At 75.2% G+C, this 22002-nt stretch carries 17 protein-coding genes; 9 read left to right on the top strand and 8 right to left on the bottom strand.

Translation table 11 applies throughout. The features are described from left to right. Positions 1-12: 12 nt before the first annotated feature. Together ACWHYA_RS09780 and ACWHYA_RS09775 are read right to left on the bottom strand one after the other, a co-directional pair. A complete protein-coding gene (locus ACWHYA_RS09780; RefSeq protein WP_425941500.1) occupies positions 13-1956 on the bottom strand; it encodes an ABC transporter ATP-binding protein in 1944 nt (647 codons plus the stop codon). Then, complete coding sequence (locus tag ACWHYA_RS09775; RefSeq protein WP_425941501.1) at positions 1953-3923, bottom strand: ABC transporter transmembrane domain-containing protein; 1971 nt, start codon at positions 3921-3923, stop codon at positions 1953-1955. Before ACWHYA_RS09775 ends, ACWHYA_RS09780 begins: the two co-directional genes overlap by 4 nt. Before the next feature lie 107 nt (positions 3924-4030). On the opposite strand from ACWHYA_RS09775, the gene ACWHYA_RS09770 reads away from it, so the two are divergent. From ACWHYA_RS09770 to ACWHYA_RS09755, 4 genes are all read left to right on the top strand, one after another. Beyond that, entirely contained in the window at positions 4031-4231 is a 201-nt protein-coding gene (locus ACWHYA_RS09770; RefSeq protein WP_425941503.1) for a hypothetical protein, read from the top strand. Positions 4232-4273: 42 nt separating this feature from the next. Further along, a complete protein-coding gene (locus ACWHYA_RS09765; protein ID WP_425941834.1) occupies positions 4274-9391 on the top strand; it encodes an Lhr family ATP-dependent helicase in 5118 nt (1705 codons plus the stop codon). Positions 9392-9552: 161 nt separating this feature from the next. Beyond that, the gene (locus ACWHYA_RS09760; protein WP_425941505.1) at positions 9553-10131 is read left to right on the top strand and encodes a peroxidase-related enzyme; all 579 of its coding nucleotides are present in this window, start codon (positions 9553-9555) and stop codon (positions 10129-10131) included. A gap of 68 nt (positions 10132-10199) precedes the next feature. Next, positions 10200-11057: a DNA-formamidopyrimidine glycosylase family protein gene (locus ACWHYA_RS09755; protein ID WP_425941507.1), complete on the top strand. Its 858-nt coding sequence runs from the start codon at positions 10200-10202 to the stop codon at positions 11055-11057. Positions 11058-11157: 100 nt separating this feature from the next. On the opposite strand, the gene ACWHYA_RS09750 is transcribed toward ACWHYA_RS09755, so the two are convergent. Genes ACWHYA_RS09750 through ACWHYA_RS09725 form a run of 6 tightly spaced genes read right to left on the bottom strand, consistent with a single transcriptional unit; the run spans position 11158 to position 17410 of the window. Beyond that, the gene (locus tag ACWHYA_RS09750; RefSeq protein ID WP_425941509.1) at positions 11158-11607 is read right to left on the bottom strand and encodes a rhodanese-like domain-containing protein; all 450 of its coding nucleotides are present in this window, start codon (positions 11605-11607) and stop codon (positions 11158-11160) included. A 58-nt stretch (positions 11608-11665) separates the two neighbouring features. Then, a complete protein-coding gene (locus tag ACWHYA_RS09745) occupies positions 11666-12004 on the bottom strand; it encodes a helix-turn-helix domain-containing protein (protein ID WP_425941511.1) in 339 nt (112 codons plus the stop codon). Between the two features lie 3 nt (positions 12005-12007). Then, positions 12008-12604, bottom strand: a complete 597-nt coding sequence (locus tag ACWHYA_RS09740; protein WP_448095591.1) for a CinA family protein — start codon at positions 12602-12604, stop codon at positions 12008-12010. Continuing rightward, positions 12571-13176, bottom strand: coding sequence for a CDP-diacylglycerol--glycerol-3-phosphate 3-phosphatidyltransferase (gene pgsA / locus ACWHYA_RS09735; protein ID WP_425941515.1), 606 nt, complete (start codon positions 13174-13176; stop codon positions 12571-12573). Before pgsA ends, ACWHYA_RS09740 begins: the two co-directional genes overlap by 34 nt. Then, a complete protein-coding gene (rimO, locus tag ACWHYA_RS09730) occupies positions 13173-14654 on the bottom strand; it encodes a 30S ribosomal protein S12 methylthiotransferase RimO (RefSeq protein ID WP_425941517.1) in 1482 nt (493 codons plus the stop codon). The genes pgsA and rimO overlap by 4 nt, the downstream gene beginning before the upstream one ends. A 53-nt stretch (positions 14655-14707) precedes the next feature. After that, the gene (locus ACWHYA_RS09725; RefSeq protein WP_425941836.1) at positions 14708-17410 is read right to left on the bottom strand and encodes an FtsK/SpoIIIE family DNA translocase; all 2703 of its coding nucleotides are present in this window, start codon (positions 17408-17410) and stop codon (positions 14708-14710) included. Positions 17411-17730: 320 nt separating this feature from the next. Between ACWHYA_RS09725 and ACWHYA_RS09720 the strand changes: the two genes are divergently transcribed. From ACWHYA_RS09720 to ACWHYA_RS09700, 5 genes are all read left to right on the top strand, one after another. After that, the gene (locus ACWHYA_RS09720; RefSeq protein WP_425941519.1) at positions 17731-18198 is read left to right on the top strand and encodes a 2TM domain-containing protein; all 468 of its coding nucleotides are present in this window, start codon (positions 17731-17733) and stop codon (positions 18196-18198) included. A gap of 241 nt (positions 18199-18439) precedes the next feature. Further along, the gene (locus tag ACWHYA_RS09715) at positions 18440-19261 is read left to right on the top strand and encodes a thymidylate synthase (RefSeq protein WP_425941520.1); all 822 of its coding nucleotides are present in this window, start codon (positions 18440-18442) and stop codon (positions 19259-19261) included. After that, entirely contained in the window at positions 19258-20202 is a 945-nt protein-coding gene (locus tag ACWHYA_RS09710) for a dihydrofolate reductase (protein ID WP_425941522.1), read from the top strand. The genes ACWHYA_RS09715 and ACWHYA_RS09710 overlap by 4 nt, the downstream gene beginning before the upstream one ends. After that, positions 20199-20678: a hypothetical protein gene (locus ACWHYA_RS09705; RefSeq protein ID WP_425941524.1), complete on the top strand. Its 480-nt coding sequence runs from the start codon at positions 20199-20201 to the stop codon at positions 20676-20678. The genes ACWHYA_RS09710 and ACWHYA_RS09705 overlap by 4 nt, the downstream gene beginning before the upstream one ends. Then, on the top strand, positions 20675-21994 hold the full coding sequence (locus ACWHYA_RS09700; RefSeq protein WP_425941526.1) for a threonine/serine exporter family protein: 1320 nt from the start codon (positions 20675-20677) through the stop codon (positions 21992-21994). Before ACWHYA_RS09705 ends, ACWHYA_RS09700 begins: the two co-directional genes overlap by 4 nt. The last annotated feature ends 8 nt before the right edge of the window (positions 21995-22002 follow it).

Here is a 22002-nt window from a genome sequence, read left to right as displayed (position 1 = left end):
CGTCGGGCCGGCTCAGCTGGTCCAGGCCCGCCAGAGGGCGGCGTACTGCCCGTCCGCGGCGAGAAGCTCCTCGTGGCTGCCCAGCTCGACGATCCGCCCCTCCTGCACCACCGCGATCCGGTCCGCGTCGTGCGCGGTGTGCAGCCGGTGGGCGATCGCCACCACGGTGCGGCCGGTCAGGAGCGCGTGCATCGACCCCTCGAGGTGTCGTGCCGTGCGCGGGTCGATGAGGCTGGTCGCCTCGTCCAGGACGAGGGTGTGCGGGTCGGCGAGGAGGAGCCGCGCCAGCGCCACCTGCTGCGCCTGCCCGGGGGTCAGCTCGTGGTGCCCCGACCCCAGCACGGTCGCCAGCCCGCCCGGCAGGGCCCGCACCCAGGCCGCCGCGTCCACCGTGGCCAGCGCACGCCATACCTCCTCGTCGGTGGCGTCCTCGCGCGCGAGGGCGACGTTGTCGCGCAGGCTGCCACGGAAGACGTGGTGCTCCTGGGTGACGAGCGCGACCTGCCGGCGCAGCTCGTTCAGGGGCAGGGAGACCAGGTCGACCCCTCCGACGGTGGCGGACCCGGTGCGGGGGGCGTGCACGCCGGCGAGCAGCCGGCCCAGCGTGGACTTGCCGGACCCGGACGGCCCGACCACCGCCAGCCGCTCCCCCGGCGCCAGGTCCAGGTCGATGCCGTGCAGCACGTCCTGACCCTCCCGGTAGGCGTAGGTCATCCCCCGGCCCACCAGGTGGTCGTCGACGGGACGGTCCGTCCCGGGCGTCCGGTCCGGGGGAACCTCGGCGATGCCCAGCAGGCGGGTCGTGGAGGCGATGCCCACCTGCAGCTCGTCCACCACCCCCACCAGACGGTCGAAGGGACCGTAGAAGGTCTCGATGTAGAGCATCGCGGCGGTGATCTGCCCGAGGGTGACCACCCCCTGCGCGTGCAGCACGGCGCCGACGCCCAGGGTGATGACCCGGGGCAGGGAGAACGCCATGTCCATGACCGCGAACAGCACGTTGCGCAGCGTCAGGCCGTAGCGCTCGGCCTGGGCGCTGACCTCGACGTCGTCCTCGGCCGCCCGCCGGCGCTCCTCCTGCAGGCCCAGCGCCTCGACCGTCCGCGCCCCCTCGACCGTCTCGGCCAGGGTGCTGCCGATCCGGCTGTAGGTGGCCCCCTCGAGCAGGTATGCCGCCGGCGCCCGGCGCAGGTACCGGCGCACCTGCTCCATCGAGAGCGTGGCCGTGACCAGGGTGGGCAGGGCCAGCACCCAGGAGTTGACCACCATCGCCACGACGGTGAGTCCGAGGGTCACCACCCCGATGACGAACTCGGGCAGGGCCCAGCGCACCGCGCGGCTCATCGAGGCGACGTCGCGGGTGACCCTGGTCACCAGGTCGCCGGTGCCCGTGGACTCGACGGTGCCCAGCGGCAGCCGCAGCACCGCCCGCACGACGTGCTCACGGGCCTGGGCCAGCACGTCCTGTCCCAGCACGGCGGCGAGCCACTTGGCCAGGTGGGTCAGGACCGCCTGGGCCACGAGCACCCCCGTGACGACGGCGACGAAGGTGCTCACCGTCGCCACGGCCGGGCGACCGTCCGCCTCGACGACCGCGTCCACGAGCCTGCCGAGGAGCAGCGGGACCGCCAGACCGGCGGCGGCGGCCAGCCCGTTGGCCGCGACGACGAGCACGAGGAGGCGCGTCCGGTCCCGCAGCAGCCCCGCCAGGTAGCGCAGCACGACGGGGGTCGGCGCCACGGGCAGACCCCGGTCCGGGGACAGGGCGGTGAGCAGGTGCTCCTCGGCGCGCCGCCGGCGCAGGGCGTGCCGGGCCCACAGGGACCGGTGGCGTTCGCGCGGGCCGGCGCTGCCCCGCGGGGGCGGCCGCAGCGCCGCCGGCACCGGCGGGGCGGTCCCACGGCGGTCCACCCAGGTGCTGGCCCGGTCCGGCGGTGCGGGCAGGGTGGCGGTCACGGGGTCACCTCCCCGGCCAGGACCGGGGTGCCGCCCGGCACCGGGACGGTGTCGGTGGCGGGGTCGCCGCGCAGCACGGTGCGCCGGTAGTCCGGGTCTCGGGTGACGAGCTCCTCGTGGGTGCCGGTGGCGACCACGCGGCCCGCGTCCAGCAGGGCGACGTCGTCGGCGTGGTGCAGCAGCAGCGGCGAGGCGGTCACGACCACCGTGGTGCGGCCGCGCCGGTGCCCGGGAAGCCGGGCGGCGACGAGGGCCTCGGTGTGGGCGTCGACGGCCGAGGTCGGTTCGACGAGCACGAGCACCGGGGGGTCGGCGGCCAGCGCCCTCGCCAGGACCAGCCGCTGGCGCTGTCCTCCGGACAGCCCCCGGCCACGTTCCTCCAGCCGGCCCTGCCACCCCCCGGGCAGCACGTCGTAGACGTCCTCGGCGGCGGCCGACCGCAGCGCGGCCTCCGCCGCCGCGTGGTCGAGGCGGTCGTGCGGGTCCACCGCCTCCTGCAGGGTGCCGGAGAAGACCTGGGCGCCGGCGTCGCTGACCAGCACGAGCCGGCGCACCTGCTCCATCGGCAGCCGGGCCAGGTCGACCCCGCCCAGGGTCACGCCCCAGGGGGCGAGCGCGCGCTCCTGGTCGGCGCGCTCCAGACGGGCCCGGGCCGCCGCGCGCTCCCGCCGGGCCAGGGCGAGCGCCCGACGGTCGCCGTCCTCGTCCTCGTCGTCGTCCTCCTCCCCCGGCACCCCGTCGGCGGCGGGGAGGTAGCGGCCGAGCCGGTCGGCGAGCGCGGCCGCGTCGTCGGGCACGGCCGCGACCACCATCGTCAGCCGGCCGGGCCGTACCCGCAGGCCCGAGGCGACGTCCACGAGCTCCCCGCGACCCAGCCGCTCGAGCTCCTCGGGTGCCACCAGGGCGGGCCGGGGCCACGGGTCGGGAGTGCCCAGCACCCCCACCGTGCGCCGCGCGGCCACGAGGGACCGGGTCAGCTGCTGAGCGGCCTCGAAGACGACCCGGATGGGCTGGACCAGGAACAGGGCGTACCCCAGGAAGGTCACGAGCTCACCGACCTGCAGGTCGCCGGCGCGCACCCGGTCCACCCCGAGCACCATGAGGACGACCACGAAGAGTCCGGACAGCAGGACACCGACCGCCTCGACGAACGCGCCCCAGGCGCCCGAGCGCACGCCCGCGCGGCGCACCCGCTGGCTCTGCCGGGCGTAGTTGTCGCCGAACGTCCGCTCGCCGCCGATCCCACGCAGGATGCGCAGGCCGGCCACGATGTCGGTGGCCATGGACGTGAGCTCGGAGTCGCGGGCGCGCTCCCGGGTCTGGGCCGCGGCCAGGGGCCGCAGCAGCACCGAGGACACCACCACGAGAAGAGGCGCGACGAGGAGGACCACCAGGCCCAGCGGCACCGAGACCTGGAGCACGATGACCGCGACGAGGGCGTAGGCCACGACGTTGCCGACGAGCCGGGAGACGATCTCCACGAAGTGGCCGAACTGGTCGCCGTCGCTGCCGTTGACGCTGAGCACCTCCCCCGTGGCCGCCCGGCGGGGCAGCACGTGCCCGAGGCGCACCCCCTGATGGGTCACCAGGAACGTCTGCCCGTAGGAGGCCACGAGCCAGGAGCGCACGACCACGGTGTGGTAGAAGACGCCGCTGGCCCCGCCGAGGAGGGTGACGAGCAGCAGGACGAGCAGCCAGGTCCCCAGCCGGCCGCCGTCGCCGCCGAGGATGCCCTCGTCGATGGCCCGGCCCAGGATCCAGGGGGTGAGGGCGGCCGGCAGCATCCACAGCAGGCTGCACAGGCACCCGGCCAGCACGAGGTCGGGCTGCTGGCGCAGCAACCACCACAGGAACCTGACCGGCCCCTGGGTGTCGGGCACCCCGATGGACCGCCGCGCCGTGGAGTCGGTGGGCGGGTAGTCGGCGGACGGCGTCCAGGCCGTCACGGTGGGGGGGAAGTCGCGCATGGCGAGCACCAAGCCTAGGCGTGCCCCCGCCCCACCACCACGGGTTTTCCCCCGGGGACGGGGGTGAGAGGATGGACCGGCCCATACCCGCACCGTGGAGGAGACCCGTGAGCACTCGTCAGGACCTGGCCTGGTGGCAGAAGCTGCTGGTGGCCGCGAAGCTGTGGCGCCCGCCGCACCGCACGCTCCACCACGAGGTGCGTGACATGGAGCGCCCCGCCGCTCCGCCGGTGACCGGTGCGCACGGCAACCGCGTCGTCTCCGCCACCCGCCGGCGGCTCGTGCCGCAGAGCGACGACGGGGTCTGACCCCACACTGTCGGTGCCGGGTGGGACAGTGATCCGGTGACGCTGGACGCCGCGACGGTCCTGGACCGCTTCTCCCCCGCCACCCGGGCCTGGTTCGACGCCTCCTTCCCCGCGCCCACGCCCGCCCAGGTGGGGGCCTGGGACGCCATCAGCCGGGGTGAGCACACCCTCGTGGTCGCACCCACCGGGTCGGGGAAGACGCTGTCGGCGTTCCTGTGGGCCATCGACCGGATCGTGGCCGACCCCCGGCCGACGCCGGTGGGTCCCACCGCTCGCGCCGCCCGGGTCACCGACACGGCGACGTCGACGGGGGGTGGACAGCCGACGGTGACGGAGGACCGCACCCCCGCGAGGCGGCCTGCCGCCGGGGCACGGACCGGGGGGACGCCGTCCCCCGGGACCGGCCGCTGCCGGGTGCTCTACGTCTCCCCGCTCAAGGCCCTCGCGGTCGACGTCGAGCGCAACCTGCGCTCGCCCCTCGTCGGCATCGGTCACGCCGCGACCCGGCTGGGGCTGGCGTCCCCGTCGGTCTCGGTGGCGGTCCGCTCGGGCGACACCCCGGCCGCGGAACGCCGGGCGTTCGCCCGGGAGGGCGCCGAGATCCTCATCACCACCCCCGAGTCCCTCTTCCTGCTGCTCACCTCCCAGGCCCGCAGCGCCCTCACCGGGGTGGAGTCGGTGGTCGTGGACGAGGTCCACGCGGTGGCCGGCACCAAGCGGGGGGCGCACCTGGCCGTGACCCTCGACCGGCTCGACGCGCTGCTGGAGCGGCCCGCCCAGCGGATCGGCCTGTCCGCGACGGTCCGCCCGGTCGAGGAGGTGGCCCGATACCTGGCCGGCGGACGTCCGGTGAGCACGGTCCAGCCCCCGTCCACCAAGGCGTGGGACCTGCAGGTCGTCGTCCCCGTCCCCGACATGTCGGACCCGGGGGCCACGGAGCGGGGCGAGGTGGCCGGGGCCCGGGCCGTGGTCCGTGCCCCCGCGACCGACGGGGGACCGACGGAGGACGCGTGGACGACGGGGACGGGCCCGGTGCTGCCGGACCTGGACGGCGACGGGGCGGCGGCGACAGCGGCGACGACGACGGCGGCGACGACCGACGGCGGCCCCGGGACGGGCGAGGTGTGGGCTCCGGCCCCCGACCCGGAGGAGCGCGCCTCCATCTGGCCCCACGTGGAGCGGCGCGTGGTGGACCTCGTCGGACGGCGCACGTCGACGCTGGTCTTCACCAACTCCCGACGGGTGGCCGAGCGCTTCACCGCCCGCCTGAACGAGCACTGGGACGCCCGGGGCACGGCGCCCGACGACTCCGGCACCGACGACCCGCCCGCCCCGGGGGGCCGGCCGCCCGCCCAGGTGATGGGCCAGGCGGGCGCCGACCGTGGCGCACCGCCGGTGCTGGCCCGCGCCCACCACGGGTCGGTCAGCAAGGAGCAGCGGGCCGTCATCGAGGACGCCCTGAAGACGGGCCGGCTGCCGGCGGTCGTGGCCACCAGCAGTCTCGAGCTGGGGATCGACATGGGCGCGGTCGACCAGGTGGTCCAGGTGGCCAGTCCCCCCAGCGTCGCCTCCGGCCTGCAGCGCGTCGGCCGGGCCGGACACCAGGTGGGCGCCGTCAGCCACGGGGTCTTCTTCCCCACCCACCGGGCCGACCTGGTCCAGACCGCCGTCGTCGTGGACCGGATGCGATCCGGGCTCATCGAGCGGCTGCAGGTGACGGCCAACCCCCTGGACGTGCTGGCCCAGCAGGTCGTGGCGATGGTGGCCATGGACGACTGGACGGTCACCGACCTGTTCGACCTGCTCCGCCGGTCCGCTCCGTTCGCGAGCCTGCCTCGCACCGTCTTCGAGGCGGTGCTCGACATGCTCGCCGGACGCTACCCCGGCGAGGACTTCGCCGACCTGCGTCCCCGCATCGTCTGGGACCGGGTCACCGACAGCCTCTCCGCCCGCCGGGGGGCCCAGCTGCTCGCCGTCACCTCGGGCGGGACGATTCCGGACCGGGGTCTGTACGCCGTGATGCTGGCGACCGGGGACGGACCCGGCCGGCGCGTGGGCGAGCTGGACGAGGAGATGGTCTACGAGTCCCGGGTGGGTGACGTCTTCACCCTGGGCACGACCAGCTGGCGCATCGAGGACATCACGCACGACCAGGTGCTGGTCACCCCGGCCCCCGGCCAGATCGGCAGGCTGCCGTTCTGGAAGGGCGAGTCCCAGGGCAGGCCGGCCGAGCTCGGGGCCGCGGTCGGAGAGTTCCTGCGCAGGACGGCCGCAGCCCCCCGTGACGCCGCGCTGGCCGAGCTGTCCGGACGCGGCCTGGACGACTGGGCCGCGCGCAACCTGGTGACCTACCTGGAGGACCAGCGGCAGGCGACCGGGCACGTGCCCGACGACCGGACGGTGGTGGTGGAGCGCTTCCGCGACGAGATCGGCGACTGGCGCGTCGTGGTCCACTCCCCCTGGGGCACCCCGGTTCACGCCCCCTGGGCGCTCTGCCTGGCCGCCCGGATGCGCGAACGCTACGGCACGGACGTGCAGGCGCTGGCGGCCGACGACGGCATCGTCCTCCGGCTGCCCGACCTGGGCGCCTGGGACGAGGACGGCTCCCCCACCGACGAGCGGACCCGGAACGCCCGGCTGGACGCCGAGATCGCCGAGCTGCTCACCCTGGACCCGGACGAGGTCCCCGACCTGGTCACCGCCGAGATCGGCGGGTCGGCCCTGTTCGCCTCCCGCTTCCGGGAGTGCGCCGCCCGTGCGCTGCTGCTGCCGCGGCGCACCCCTGGTCGACGCCAGCCGCTGTGGCAGCAGCGGCAGCGCTCCGCCCAGCTGCTCGAGGTCGCGGCCCGCTACCCCACCTTCCCGATCGTGCTGGAGGCGGTGCGCGAGGTCGTCCAGGACGTCTACGACGTGGACGCGCTCGTGGAGCTGATGCGCAGCATCGCCGCCCGTCGGGTCCGGGTCGTCTCGGTCACCTCCAGCACCGCCTCGCCCTTCGCCCGCAGCCTGCTCATGGGCTACGTGGCCCAGTTCCTCTACGAGGGCGACTCGCCGCTCGCCGAGCGTCGGGCCGCCGCGCTGTCCCTCGACCCCGCCCTGCTGGCCGAGCTGCTGGGCCGCGGCGAGGGCGCGTCCCTGCGCGACCTGCTCGATCCGCGGGTCGTGGCCCGCACGCTCGCGGAGCTGCAGCGGCTCACCCCGGAACGGGCGGCGCGGGACCCGGAGGAGCTCGTCGACCTCCTGCGCGTCCTGGGTCCGTCCACGACCGACGAGCTGGTGGCCCGCACCCAGGACGAGGTGCGCGGGCACGTCCCCGGATGGCTGGCGGAGCTGGTCGAGGCCCGCCGGCTCGTCGAGGTGCGGGTGGCCGGCGAGCAGCGCTGGGCCGACGGTCAGGACGCCGCCCGGCTGAGGGACGCGCTGGGCGTGGCCATGCCCGTCGGTGTGCCCGCCGCGTTCCTCGAAGCGGTCGAGGACCCCCTGGGCGACCTCGTCGTGCGCTACGCCCGCACGCACACCCCCTTCACCCTCGAGGAGCTGGCCTCCAGGCTCGGCCTCGGGGCCGCGGTCGTGCGGGACGCCCTGCGCCGGCTCGCCTCCTCCGGCCGGGTCGTCCAGGGGGCGCTGGTGCCGGACGGCAGCGGTGCCGACGACTGGTGCGACGCGGAGGTGCTTCGGCTGCTGCGGCGTCGGTCGCTGGCCGCGCTCCGGCAGGAGGTGGAACCGGTCACCGGGGCCACGTTCGCGCGCTTCCTGCCCCGCTGGCAGTCGGTCGGTGAGCTGCGGGGGATCGACGGCCTGGCGCGCGCGGTGGAGCAGCTGGCCGGCGCGCGGATGCCCGCCTCCGCCGTCGAGTCCCTCGTCCTGCCGGCCCGGGTCCGCGACTACTCCCCCGCCCTGCTGGACGAGCTGATGGCCTCCGGCGAGGTGCTCTGGCAGGGGCACGGCACCCTGCCGGGCGACGACGGGTGGATCTCCCTGCACCTGGCCGACACCGCCCACCTGACGCTCGCGCCGCCGGAGGCGGTCGAGGGCGGCACGGCCGAGCAGGTGCTCGAGCTGCTCGAGCGGGTGCCCGGCGGCGCCTACTTCTTCCGTGCACTGTCCGACGCCGTCGGCTCCACCGACGACGGCGCCCTGCTGACCACGCTGTGGGAGCTCGTGTGGGCCGGCCACGTCTCGGCCGACGGCTTCGCCCCGGTCCGTGCGGTGCTCTCGGGCGGGCGCTCGACCCACCGGTCCCGGCAGGCACCGCGCCGGGCGGCACGCTGGTCCCGCACCTCGGTCGCGCTCGCCTCGCGCCCGGCACGCCCGACCATGCCCGCGCGGTCCGGACCACCGACCGGTGTCGGCCGGTGGTCGCTGCTGCCGCCGCCGGAGCAGGACCCGACCGTCCGCGCCCTCGCGACCGCCGAGCAGCTGCTGGACCGCTACGGGGTGCTCACCCGCGGGTCGGTCGTGGCCGAGGGCGTGCCCGGGGGCTACGCGGGCGTCTACAGGGTGCTCGCCGGTGCCGAGGAGGCCGGTCGCGTCCGTCGCGGCTACGTCGTGGAGGGCCTCGGCGCCGCCCAGTTCGGCACGGCCGGTGCCATCGACCGGCTCCGCGCGATGGACGGTGACCTGGACCGTCCCGGTCGTGAGCCGGAGGTTGTCCTGCTCGCGGCCACGGATCCGGCCAACCCCTACGGGGCGGCCGTGCCGTGGCCGGACCGCGCCGGGGCATCGACCGACGGGGTGCGCCCCGGGGCCGACGAGGGCCGACCAGGACCCGGGGCCGAGGACACCACCTCCTCGACGAGTCCTGCCCCGACGCCCGCACCCGTCGCGGGCGTCGCCGCGACGGGCGCACCCGGCAGCCACCGACCGGGACGCAAGGCGGGGGCCATGGTGGTCCTCGTCGACGGCGCCCTCGTCCTGTACCTCGAACGCGGCGGGCGCAGCGCCCTCACCGCCGACCCTCCGCCCCACCTTCCGGCCGACCAGGTCTGGCAGGCGGTCGCCTCCCGGCTCGTCGACGCCGTGCGGTCGGGGTCCCTGCGGGGGTTGACCGTCGCCCGGGTCGACGGGGAGACGGCGCTGGGTTCGGACGCACCCCTGGCCCGGGCCCTCGTCGGCGCCGGGTTCCACACCGCCCCGCAGGGGTTGCGGTTGCGACGCTGAGGCCGGTCCTCGGGGGGTGTCCGCCGGAGCGGCGGAGGCGACTGCGGGCGACCAGCCGCCGGGTGCGGCCCGGTCCCCCGGTGCCAACCCGGCGGGAGGCGCCGGGGCCGCACGGGGAGGGTCCCCCGTCCGCCCGTCCCGGCAGGGCCTACATTGGCCGCATGAGCGCGCCCGCCGACCCCTCGATCTCCGCCCTCGCCCTCCCGGACCGGGCCGAGGTGCCCGAGGGCGTGCGCCGGCTCTGGGACAGGTCCCTGGAGGTGTTCGGTTTCGTCCCCCACGTGTTCCTCGCCCAGGCGCTCAACGGCGAGCAGTTCCAGGCCTGGTGGACCTACTTCAACCTCCTGGTCAACAAGGAGGGGTACCTGAGCACCACCGAGCGGGAGCTGATCGCCGTGGTGGTCAGCGGTCTGAACCGCTGCACCTACTGCGCCGTCTCCCACGGCGCGGCCCTGCGACACCTCAGCGAGGATCCGGTCACCGCGGACCTCGTCGCGGTGAACTGGCGCCAGGCCGACCTGCCGCCGCGCGAGGCAGCGCTGGCCGCCTACGCCGAGAAGCTCACCCTCACCCCCGCCGAGGTCACGCCGGCGGACCTGGAGCCGCTGCGCACGGTCGGGCTCGACGACCACCAGATCCTGGAGGCGGTCCAGGTCGTGGGGATGTTCAACATGACCAACCGGATCTCCACCGCGCTGGCCATGGTGCCCAACGCCGAGTACCACGCCCAGGCGCGCTGACCGGTCGACGACCCTGCGCCGCCCCGTCCGACACCGCCGCGCCATGACCGCCCGTCCCCTGGACCGTCGTGCCCGAGGGTGACGCCGTCTGGCGCACCGCCCGCCGCCTCCACCGCGCCCTGGCCGGGCACCGGCTCGAGGGGGCGGACCTGCGGGTCCCGGCCCTGGCCACGGCCGACCTCTCCGGCCGCCGCACCGTCGAGGTGGTCCCCCGCGGCAAGCACCTGCTGCACCGGCTCGAGGACGACCTGACTCTGCACAGCCACCTGCGGATGGAGGGGTCCTGGCGGGTGCATCCCGTGGGCCGGCGGCACGCGCTCGGACGCGCCCACACGGTGCGGGCCCTGCTGTGGACCCCCGCGCGGGTGGCGGTGGGCGACTCCCTGGGGGCGCTCGACCTGGTCCGTACGAGCCAGGAGCACCGCGTCGTGGGGCACCTGGGTCCGGACCTGCTCGACCCCGGCTACGACGGCGACCGGGCCCTGCGCAACGTCTTGTCCGACCCCGTCCGCACGATCACCGAGGCCTGCCTGGACCAGCGCAACGTGGCGGGGATGGGCACGATCTTCACCGCCGAGCCGCTCTTCGTGCACGCGGTGAACCCCTGGACGCCCGTCGGCCGGCTCGACCCCGCGCAGGTCGAGGAGCTGCTCACCACGGCGCGGCGGATGCTGGTGCTCAGCTGCCGGGTCGGCCGGACGACGGTCACCGGACGCGCGGACGTCGACGCCGACGACGCGTGGGTGCACGGACGGGTCGGGCTTCCCTGCAAACGGTGCGGCACGGCCGTGCGGCTGGCCACGATCGGGACCCAGCCCCAGCAGCGCGTGATGTTCTACTGCCCGACCTGCCAGGGCGGGCTGGCCCCCACCGACGACGGCGCGCGGCAGACGCCGCTGGGGCACGGCCGTCGCCGCTACGAGTAGCCGCGCCCGGGCGGAGAGGCCCGGAAACCGGGCGGCGAGGGCGGTGACCCGGCGCGGCCGGCCGTCGACCGGAGGCGTAGGCCGGTGTCCGCGGGCGGGCTCAGCCGGTGACGACGGGCAGGTCCGCGCCCTGCCAGGCACCGATGCCGCCCTCGAGGTGGGCCACGTCGGTGAACCCCAGCTCGACCATCGTCGCCAGCGCCTGCGCCGAGCGGTTGCCCGACTGGCAGTAGACCGCGTAGCGCGCGTCCGGGTCGAGCTCGCCGAGCTGCTGCTGGAAGTCCGCCGACTGCAGGTCCAGGTTGACCGCGCCGGGCAGGTGTCCCTGGGCGAACTCGGCGGGCGTGCGCACGTCGACGACGACGGTGCCGCTCCCGGCGACCCGCTCGGCGAACGCGTCGACACCCAGGTCGGTACCGGTGGCGTCGGCCGCCGGGGCGGAGGCGGAGGACGTCGGGACGGCATTCGGCTCCGTCGTGCCGGTCCCGCAGGCGGCGAGGAGGGCCACCGCGGGAGCGAGCGCGAGGACGCGCCGAAGGGAGAGGTGCATGCCTCCCATCATACCCCCTGGGGTATGAGGCCCGGTCCGCTCACGCTTCCGGGTCCGGTCAGGCGGCGGAGACGACCTGGTCACCACGGCGGCGCACCTGTCCCTGGGCGAGCGGACGGGCCAGGCCGTCGGTGAGCAGGGCGGTCATCTGGGTGTCGGCCGCCTCCACGAGGCTCACGCGGTCGGCGACGTCGGACAGCATCTGGGAGAGGGGCAGGTCCAGCGCCCGGCAGATGGAGGCCAGCAGCTCGGAGGAGGCCTCCTTCTCACCGCGCTCGATCTCGGAGAGGTAGCCCAGGGAGCAGGAGGCCTCGGCGCTGACCTCGCGCAGCGTCCGGCCCTGGCCCTGGCGGCGCTCGCGCAGGACGTCCCCCATCTCACGACGCAGCAGCACCATGCCTCAACCCTCCTCCGCGTTCTCCGACGACCAGGTCTCTACCGTACCCGCCGCCACCGACAGCTGCCGAACCACGTGCTCGAGCAGCTCCAGCACCTGCGTCACGGTCCCGTCCCGGACCTGGCGGCGGGAACCCTGCAGGTGCAACGCCCGGTGGAGCTGCCCGTGTTCCCCGACCACCGCGACGTGGACGGTCCCGACCGGATGCCCCTCGCTCGGGTCCGGCCCGGCCACCCCCGTCGTGGCCAGGCCCCAGTCGGCACCGAGCAGCTCCCGCACCCCCGCGGCCATGGCCAGCGCGCACGGGGCCGAGACCGCACCGTGCGCCGCCAGCAGGTCCTCGGGCACGCCCAGCACGTCGTGCTTGACCCCGACCGCGTAGGAGACGACGCCGCCGCGCACGACGGCGCTGGACCCGGGGACCTCGGTGAGCGCGGCGCAGACCAGCCCCCCGGTGAGCGACTCCGCGGCCGCCACGGTCTGTCCCCGCGCCCCGAGGAGGTCGAGCACCCACGAGGCGGTCCCGGCGGCAGCCCCCTCCGCCGGCTCCGGGGCCGAGCCGGCGGTCACGGGCGGGAGCGCGGACGGAACGCCTGCCATGCGTAGTCCACGCCCGTGACGACGGTGACGACGACCGCCGCGTACATGACCCACAGACCCAGCGCCCCCAGCAGGCCGCCGACGGGGGCGAGCAGCAGGGTGATCGCCAGCGCCTGCAGGACGGTCTTGAGCTTGCCGCCCTTGCTGGCCGGGATCACGCCGCGGCGGATCACCACGAAGCGCAGCAGGGTGATGCCGATCTCGCGCACGAGCACCACCACGGTGATCCACCACGGCAGCACGTCGACCAGCGACAGGCCGACCAGCGCCGTGCCGGTGAGCGCCTTGTCGGCGATCGGGTCCATCAGCTTGCCGAAGTCGGTGATCAGCCCGTCCCGGCGGGCCAGGAAACCGTCGACCCAGTCGGTGGCGATGGCGACGACGAAGACCACGGTGGCCCACCAGCGCCAGGCCGTCTCCTCACCACCGTGGGCCAGCAGGAGCCATCCGAACAGGGGCACCATGAGGATGCGCAGCACCGTCAGGGCGTTGGGCACGTTCCACGGCGAGGCCTGCGGCGCCGACGCCGCGGTGGCCACGTCGGGTCCGTCCGGATCGTGCGGACCGATCACGCCGCCACCTCCTGCACGGGGACGGCGACCAGGTCGACCCCCTCGGTGGCCACGACCCGCGCCATGACCAGCGCACCGACGCGGACGTCGGGAACGCTCCCGTCGGCGGCCTGCAGGTAGGTCACACCGTCGACGTCGGGGCCCTGCTGCCCGGCCCGGCCGACGAGCCGCCCGTCGTCCTCGTCCAGCGCCTCCACGAGCACCTCCACGGTCGTACCGACCCGGTCCTCGGCCCGCTGGGCGGTCAGCTCCTCGACGAGGGCCGACACGCGCTCCACCCGGGCCCGGACCGTCGCCTCGTCGAGCTTGTCCTCGTACCCCTCGGCCTCCGTGCCGTCCTCGTCGGAATACCCGAAGACCCCGACCACGTCCAGCCGGGCGGCCTCCAGGAATGCGGTGAGCTCGGCCAGGTCCTCCTCGGTCTCCCCGGGGAAGCCCACGATGACGTTGGTCCGGATCCCGGCCTCGGGCACCCTGGAGCGCACCTGCTCCAGCAGACCCAGGAAGCCCTCCCGGTCCCCGAACCGGCGCATCCGTCGCAGGAGGGGACCGGAGGCGTGCTGGAAGGAGATGTCGAAGTAGGGCGCCACACCGGGGGTCCTGGCCATGGCGTCCAGCAGGTCGGGCCGGATCTCGGCCGGCTGCAGGTAGGACACCCGCACCCGGTCGATCCCCTCGACGGCGGCGAGCTCGCCGATCAGCGCGTCCACCAGGCGCAGGTCGCCGAGGTCCTTGCCGTAGGAGGTGGTGTTCTCGCTGACGAGGAACACCTCCCGGACGCCCCGCTCCGCCAGCCACCGGGCCTCGGCCAGGACGTCCTGCGGCGGTCGCGACACGAACGCGCCGCGGAACATCGGGATCGCGCAGAAGGCGCACCGCCGGTCGCATCCGGAGGCCAGCTTCAGCGGGGCCCATGGACGTCCGTCGAGCCGCGCCCGCACCACGCGGGGCCCGCTGGCGGGAGCCACCTGGGCCAGCGGCGTCACCGGTTCCGGTGCGACGGCGGACGCCTGCTGGTGACCGGGCAGGGACACCGACGAGCCGGAGGTATGCCGTGCCGCGGGGGCGAGGGGCAGCAGCGTGCGGCGGTCCCGGGGGGTGTGCGAGGCGGGTCGCTCCCCCGCGAGGATGCGGCGCAGGTGGCCCGACATGTCGGTGTAGCTGTCGAAGCCCAGGACGGCGTCGGCCTCCGGCAGCTCGGCGGCCAGCTGCTCCCCGTAGCGCTCGGCCATGCAGCCCACGGCGACGACCTTCTGGGTCCGCCCCGTCCGCTTGAGGTCGTTGGCCTCCAGCAGCGCGTCGATGGAGTCCTTCTTCGCCTGCTCCACGAAGCCGCAGGTGTTCACCACGGCCACGTCCGCCTCGGCGGCGTCGTCGACGAGCGTCCAGCCCTCGGCGGCCAGCCGCCCGGCGAGCTCCTCGGAGTCGACCTCGTTGCGGGTGCAGCCGAGGGTGACGACGGCGACGGAGCGGGACATGAGCGCCAGTCTACGGTCGGCGGCCCGCCCGCCCCGCGCGCCGCGTCCGGGGATCAGTACCGCTCCCGGCCCCCGCGGTCGGTCAGCGCCCAGGCGTCCTCCGACTCCTCCTCCTCGGCCTCCTCGACCCGGCTGCCGGAGACGGGGTCCCCGTCGTAGCTGGTGTTCCGTCCGGTCGCCGGGGGGACGGGGGGCTCCTGCGCGTCCTCGTCCCAGGGGTCCTGCTGCCCGACGGGCTCGTCGACGACCTCGGCCGCGAGCGCGTCGAAGGGGGCGCTGTCGGTCTCCGGCTCCGGACGCGGGGGCGGGTCGTCCCCCCGCAGGAGCCCGAGGGTCTCCTCCAGGTCGTCCGGCTTGACCAGCACGTCGCGCGCCTTGGAGCCCTCCGAGGGCCCGACGATGCCGCGGGACTCCATGAGGTCCATCAGCCGGCCTGCCTTGGCGAAGCCCACCCGCAGCTTGCGCTGCAGCATCGAGGTCGAGCCGAACTGGGTGGTGATGACCTGCTCGGCCGCCTGCAGCAGCAGCTCCAGGTCGTCCCCGATGTCCTCGTCCACCTGCTTCTTGGCCGGGGCCGCGACGACCTCCTCGACGTACTTGGGCTGCAGCTGGCCGGTCACGTGCACGACCACGTCGTGCACCTCGGACTCGGCGACCCAGGCGCCCTGGATGCGCATGGGCTTGCTGGCCCCCATCGGCAGGAACAGGGCGTCGCCCTGGCCGATGAGCTTCTCGGCACCAGGCTGGTCCAGCACGACGCGGCTGTCGGCCAACGAGGAGGTCGCGAAGGCCATCCTGCTGGGGACGTTGGCCTTGATCAGCCCGGTGACCACGTCCACCGAGGGACGCTGGGTGGCCAGCATCAGGTGGATCCCGGCCGCCCGCGCCAGCTGGGTGATCCGGACGATGGACTCCTCGACGTCCCGGGGGGCGACCATCATGAGGTCGGCGAGCTCGTCCACCACGACCAGCAGGTAGGGGTAGGGGCGCAGCTCACGCTCCGAGCCGGGCGGCAGCGTGATCTTGCCGGCCTTGACGGCCTTGTTGAAGTCGTCCACGTGCTTGTAGCCGAAGGCGGACAGGTCGTCGTAGCGGTGGTCCATCTCCTTCACGACCCACGCCAGCGCCTCCGCGGCCTTCTTCGGGTTGGTGATGATCGGCGTGATGAGGTGCGGGATGCCCTCGTAGGCCGTCAGCTCCACGCGCTTGGGGTCGACGAGGATCATCCGCACCTCGTCGGGGGTCGAGCGCATGAGGATGGAGGTGATCATCGAGTTGACGAAGCTCGACTTGCCCGAGCCCGTGGCACCGGCGACCAGCAGGTGCGGCATCTTGGCCAGGTTGGCGATCACGTAGCCGCCCTCGACGTCCTTGCCCACCCCCATGACCATCGGGTGGGTGTTGTTGCGGGCCGCCTGGCTGCGCAGGACGTCGCCGAGGTTGACGTTCTCCCGGTCGGTGTTGGGGATCTCCACGCCGACCGCCGAGCGGCCGGGGATCGGGGAGAGGATGCGCACGTCGGCGGACGCGACGGCGTAGGCGATGTTCTTGGACAGCGCGGTGATCCGTTCGACCTTGACCCCGGGGCCGAGCTCGACCTCGTAGCGCGTCACGGTGGGGCCGCGCATGAACCCGGTGACCTGGGCGTCGATGTTGAAGTCCTCGAGCACCCCCGTCAGGGCGTCCACGACCCGGTCGTTGGCCTCCGACCGCTCCTTGTGGGGCGTCCCCGGCTTGAGCACCGAGGGGTCGGGAAGGGTGTAGGTGACGTCCCCGGCCAGCTGCAGCTGCTCGACGCGCTGGGGCAGCGGGTTGGTCGGCGGGGCCTCGAGCTGGGGCTTGGAGGGCACCTTCTCGGGTCGCTTCTGCCCGGGCCGGACGGCCGGGATCTCCTCGGTGCGCTCCCCCTCGGCACGGGCCCGGGTCCCCGGCCTCCGGCCCGCGCCCGCCTCGGACCTGGCCGCCGTGGCTCCACCGCCCCCGTCCGCGGCGCTGCCGCCACCGCGCCGCCCGGGGGTCGCGCCCTCTGCGGGAGCGGCGTCCGAGGAGTCCTCCGGCCGGCCGCGGCGGTCCCGGGGAGCTGCCCGCAGGGAGCGCCCCTTGGCGGTCCGGTCCACGTGGGCCGCCTGCTCGAAGGCGACGTCGCCCTCGCGCTCGTCGAGGTGGGCCCGGGAACGCCGCCCCCGGGGCAGGACCTCCCCCGTCACCGGGTCCACGCGGTCGAACCGGGCCGAGTCGAAGAGCTGCTGCTCCAGCTCGCGCAGCCGGTCGGGGATCCGGTGCACGGGCGTGCGGGTCAGGACCAGGAAGCCGAAGGCCGCGAGCAGGCCCAGGACGACGGCCGCCCCCGTGGCCGTGATGGCCGCCGACAGCATCGAGGAGGCGATGAAGCCGAGGATCCCTCCGGAGGCCTGCATCACCCCCGGGCCCTCGGCGTAGTCCGGAGCACCGGTGGCCAGGTGGGTCAGCCCGCTGCCGGCCAGCAGCAGCGCCACGGTGCCGATGGACATCCGGTTGGTGGCCTGCTGCTCGCCGGGCCGGCGGAACAGTCGGACCGCGAAGAACAGCAGCACCACCGGCAGGACGAGCGAGACCCGGCCGAAGGTGCCGGCGGCCACGGCGTGCACCGCGTCGCCGAACATCCCGTCCAGTCCCCACCACTCCCGCAGGGCCACGACCAGGGCCAGCGCGAGCAGCAGGAACCCGGCGCCGTCACGGCGGTGCTCCGGCTCCAGGTCACGGGCGGTGTCGGTCATCGCCCGGACCGTGCCGCCGGTGGCACCGGCGATCCCGCGGAAGGCCTTCCCGGGCAGCGACGTCCCCCCGCCCGGGGCGGCGGCGGCCGTGGCACCCTTCCCGGACGTCCCGCCCCGCCCGCCCGGGCCGGATCGGCTCGCGGGACGGGCCGAGGCACCGCCGGTGCCGCCGGAGCGGGTGCGGGACGTCGAGGTCGCAGTCTTGGCCACGCTCGCACCGTACGCCAGATCCCCGTCCGCACCACGCGTCACACGCCCTGCAGCTCCACATCGCGGCCCCGACCGGACTAGGCTGGCCCGGACCACCCGGAGGAGGCACCATGGACCGACCGCCCCTGCCGCCCCCCGGTCAGGAGCCGCCGGCGGATCCCGTCCGCAGGGACCCCGCGGGGCCCCTCGCCGACCCGGCCGACGATCCCCGGCTGCGGGCGAGGGCCAAGCAGCAGCTGGAGGCCCGCGCGGGTTTCCGCCAGCACCTGACCGTCTACCTGGCCGTCATGGGCCTGCTCACGGCCATCTGGCTCGTCTCCGGCGGTGGCTACTTCTGGCCGGTCTGGCCCGCCATGGGATGGGGCCTGGCCCTGGTGCTCCACCTGGCCGCCCTCCGGTGGGACCAGGAGCCCTCCGAGAACCAGATCGCCGAGCAGGCCCGCCGCCTCGCGGCCCGCGAGCAGGGGCGGGCGGCCCCTCGTGCCGTGGACGGACCGTCGCACGGCACCGGCGGGTCCCGCCGCGCTCCGGTCGAGCCGGAGCACCCCTGGGACGAGCCCGGACCCCGGGACGTCTGAGCATCGTCCGGCCGCACCACCTCGTCGGCCTGCCTCCGGTGCCCCTCCTCCGGGAGGCGAAGGCCAGGACCACGGGGCCCGGACGGGAAGAACCGCCCCGGACGTGAAGAACCGCCCTGCTGCCCGCTCGGGGGGTCCGAGCAGCAGGGCGGTCACAGGTCATATCGGCGAAGAGGCCCCCAATGTTACGCGCCAGTCATGTGATCTGAGTCACAACCCGGGGTGCGCCTAGTCTTGCGGTATGCAGCAGTACCTGGACCTCCTGCGCCGGATCCTGGACGAGGGCGTGGAGAAGAGCGACCGCACCGGCACCGGCACCCTGTCCGTCTTCGGCCACCAGATGCGCTTCGACCTCACCGAGGGCTTTCCCGCGCTGACGACCAAGCGGCTGCACCTGCGCTCGGTCGTCGGCGAGCTGCTGTGGTTCCTGCGCGGCGACACCAACGTGCGCTGGCTGCAGGACCGGGGCATCAGCATCTGGGACGAGTGGGCCGACGAGGACGGCGAGCTGGGTCCGGTCTACGGGCACCAGTGGCGCTCCTGGCCCACTCCGGACGGGCGGACCATCGACCAGATCGACCGCCTGGTGACCGGGCTGCGGACCTCCCCCGACTCGCGCCGGCACATCGTCTCCGCCTGGAACGTGGCCGAGGTGGAGGCCATGGCCCTCCCGCCGTGCCACACCCTCTTCCAGTTCTACGTCGCCCCCGCCGCCCCCGACGACGAGGACCGGCGCGGCTGGCTGTCCTGCCAGCTCTACCAGCGCAGTGCCGACACCTTCCTGGGCGTGCCGTTCAACATCACCAGCTATGCGCTGCTGACGCACATGGTCGGCCAGGTGGTCGACCTGCGACCCCGGCACTTCGTGCACACCCTGGGGGACGCCCACCTCTACCTCAACCACCTCGACCAGGCCCGTGAGCAGCTCACCCGCACCCCCGGACCGCTGCCCACCCTCCACCTCGACCCGACGGTGCGCGAGCTGGACGCCTTCGACCTCGGGCACGTCGAGGTGCGCGACTACGTGGCCGCCCCCACGATCAAGGCGCCGATCGCGGTATGACGCCGCCGGCCACCGGCGGCAGGATCCAGGTCGTCCCCGCCGCCTACCTCGCCCTGCTGCGCGGTCCCGCCGACGACCCGGAGGTGCTGCTGCAGCTGCGGTCCGGCACGGGATTCATGGACGGGTGGTGGGCCTGCGCCGCCGCCGGGCACGTGGAGGCGGGCGAGACGGCATACCGGGCCGCGACGCGCGAGGCGCTGGAGGAGGTGGGGGTGCAGGTCGACCCCTCGGACCTCGCCCCGGTGGCGGTGATCCAGCGCACCTGCGCGCTGCCGGACCCGCTCGAGCAGCGCGTCGACCTCTTCTTCGCCACCCGCTCCTGGACGGGCGAGCCCTCCGTCCAGGAGCCGGACAAGGCGCAGGAGCTGCGCTGGTGGCCGCTGGCGCAGCTGCCCCCGCGGACCGTCCCGCACGAGCGGCGCGCGCTGGAGCACCTGGCCGCCGGTGCGCCGCCCACGGTGCTCGTGCACGGTTTCGACCAGACGCTCACCCTCGTCGCCGCGGTGGGGCGCAACGGGGTGATCGGCGACGGGTCGACGATGCCCTGGCACCTGCCCGAGGACCTGCGGCACTTCAAGGAGACCACCGCCGGAGGGGTGCTGCTCATGGGACGGGCGACGTGGGACTCGATCGGGCGGCCCCTGCCGGGGCGGCGCACGATCGTGCTCACCCGCGACCGCGCCTGGACCGCGTCCGGCGCCGAGGTGGCCCACAGCTGGCCCGAGGCCCTGCTGGCGGCCGGGGACCGAGAGGTCTTCGTCGTGGGCGGCGGTCAGGTCTACGCCGAGGCGATCGCCTGGGCCGACCGGCTCGTGGTCAGCGAGGTGGACGACGAACCCGCCGGCAGCACCGTCTTCCCCACGATCGACCCCGCCCGGTGGCAGGAGGTCTCGCGGGACCCGCGGACCGGCTTCGCCGTCGTCACCTGGAGGCGGCGGTGAGGTGGCGGTACCTCGTCGCCTGCGTCCTCGTGGGGGTCGCCGTGAGCGCGACCGTGGGGGCGGTGACCGGTGTGGCCACCGCCCTGACGGGTGGGGCCTCCGCGAACGGCGTCGACGGCGGTGCCGCGAGCGCCGTGGGCTCGGGCCTCGCGGGGCTGATCGTCGGAGCCGCGCTCGGTGCGCTGCTGGGGATCCTCTCGGGCGCGGTGACCACGGTGGCGGCCGGTGGGCACCGGGACCGGGCCACGGTGGCCGTGCGGGCCGGGTCGTCCGCCGGGGTGGTCCACGCCGCGGGCCTGACCGGCCTGGCGGCCCTGTCGTGGGGCCGCCCCGAGGTGGGCGGGGGCTCCGTCGCGCTCCAGGTCGCCGGTGTCGTCGTGCCCTCCCTCCTGGCCGCCGTCCTGTCGGCATGGGCGTGCGCGGAGGTCGCCGGCATGGAGCCGGGCGACCTCTCCCCGGACGGGAGGTCGGCGTGAGCGGGCAGGCGGGCGCGGACCCGACGGCGCAGCTCGAGGAGCGCGACGTCCGTGACCGCCGCCTGCTGGCCTGGCTCGGGGCGGGCCTGCTCGCGGGCGGGATGCCCGTGCACGAGGTCCAGGAGGACATCCACGAGGCGGCCCGCGGCCTGGGCCACCCCGCACCCCAGGTGGGCTGCCTGCCGACCGCGATCACCGTGACCCTGGCCGCCGGGCGGCCGGCCACCTTCGAGCAGGTGGAGGGGGCCGTCCGGCTGGACCAGCTGGCCGACGTCTGCGCGGTGCGCGCCAGCCTGCGGACCGGGACCCTGTCGCCCGACGAGGCCCTGGAGCGGCTGACCCGTCTGCGGGCGCAGCCGCACCGCTACCGCCGGCTCGGCCTGTTCTCCGGTGCCGTCCTCTCCGGGGTCGGCATCGCGCTGATCCTGGCACCGGCCTGGTCCGCGGTGGTCTTCGCCGCCCTGCTGGCCCCGGTCACCGGTGCGCTGCTCCTGCTGCTCTCGCGGGCCGGCCGCACGATGCGCACCGTCTCCCCGCTGATCGCCGCCTTCGTCGTGGGCGCCGCCGCCTTCCTGGCCGCCGGTGAGGGCTGGGCCCCGGCGCCGCTGTGGACCCTGGTCGGCCCGATCGCGGTCCTGCTGCCCGGGGCCGCGATCGTCACCGGCCTCACCGAGCTGTCGGCCGGGTCGATGGTGGCCGGTACGGCGCGGCTGGCCCACGGGACGATGCAGATGCTGCTCTTCGCCCTGGGGGTCGGTGCGGCGGCCGCCCTGCTCCGGGTGCCGCTGGAGGAGGTCGAGACCGCCCGTCCGGCCGAGCTGGGCTGGTGGGCGCCCCTCATCGGCGTCGTCCTGGTGACGGTGGCCATCTCCCTCATGGAGTCCGTGCCGTCCCGGCTGGTGCCGTGGCTGCTGGCGGTCGTCCTGGCCACCTACCTGGCCCAGTGGGCGGGCCACACGGTCCTGGGGACCCGGTGGGCCGGCGCGTTCCTCGGCGCGGTCGTCGCCAGCCTGGGCGCCACCCTCGTGGAGTTCCTGCGCCCCCACCTGCCCCGGGTGGTGGCCTTCCTGCCGAGCTTCTGGCTGCTCGTCCCCGGTTCGCTCGGCCTGATCTCGGTGTCCCGGCTCGAGGCCGCGCCCGAGGTGGCCGTCGCCGCCTTCCTCGGCGTGACCCTCGTCGTCGTGGCCATCTCGCTGGGGATCGTCGTCGGCGCCAGCCTGGCGCGGCCGTTGCGGGACGTGGCCCGCCGGGTGGGCATGCCCTACCTGCTCAGCCTGCTCCCCCGGCGTCGTCGCCGCGGCGGGACGAGCACGTAGTCTGCTGC

It is taken from the genome of Ornithinimicrobium carbonis (genome assembly GCF_977012275.1).
The sequence above is the reverse complement of the archived record's forward strand: the minus strand, read 5'-3'. Positions and strand labels throughout refer to the sequence as shown.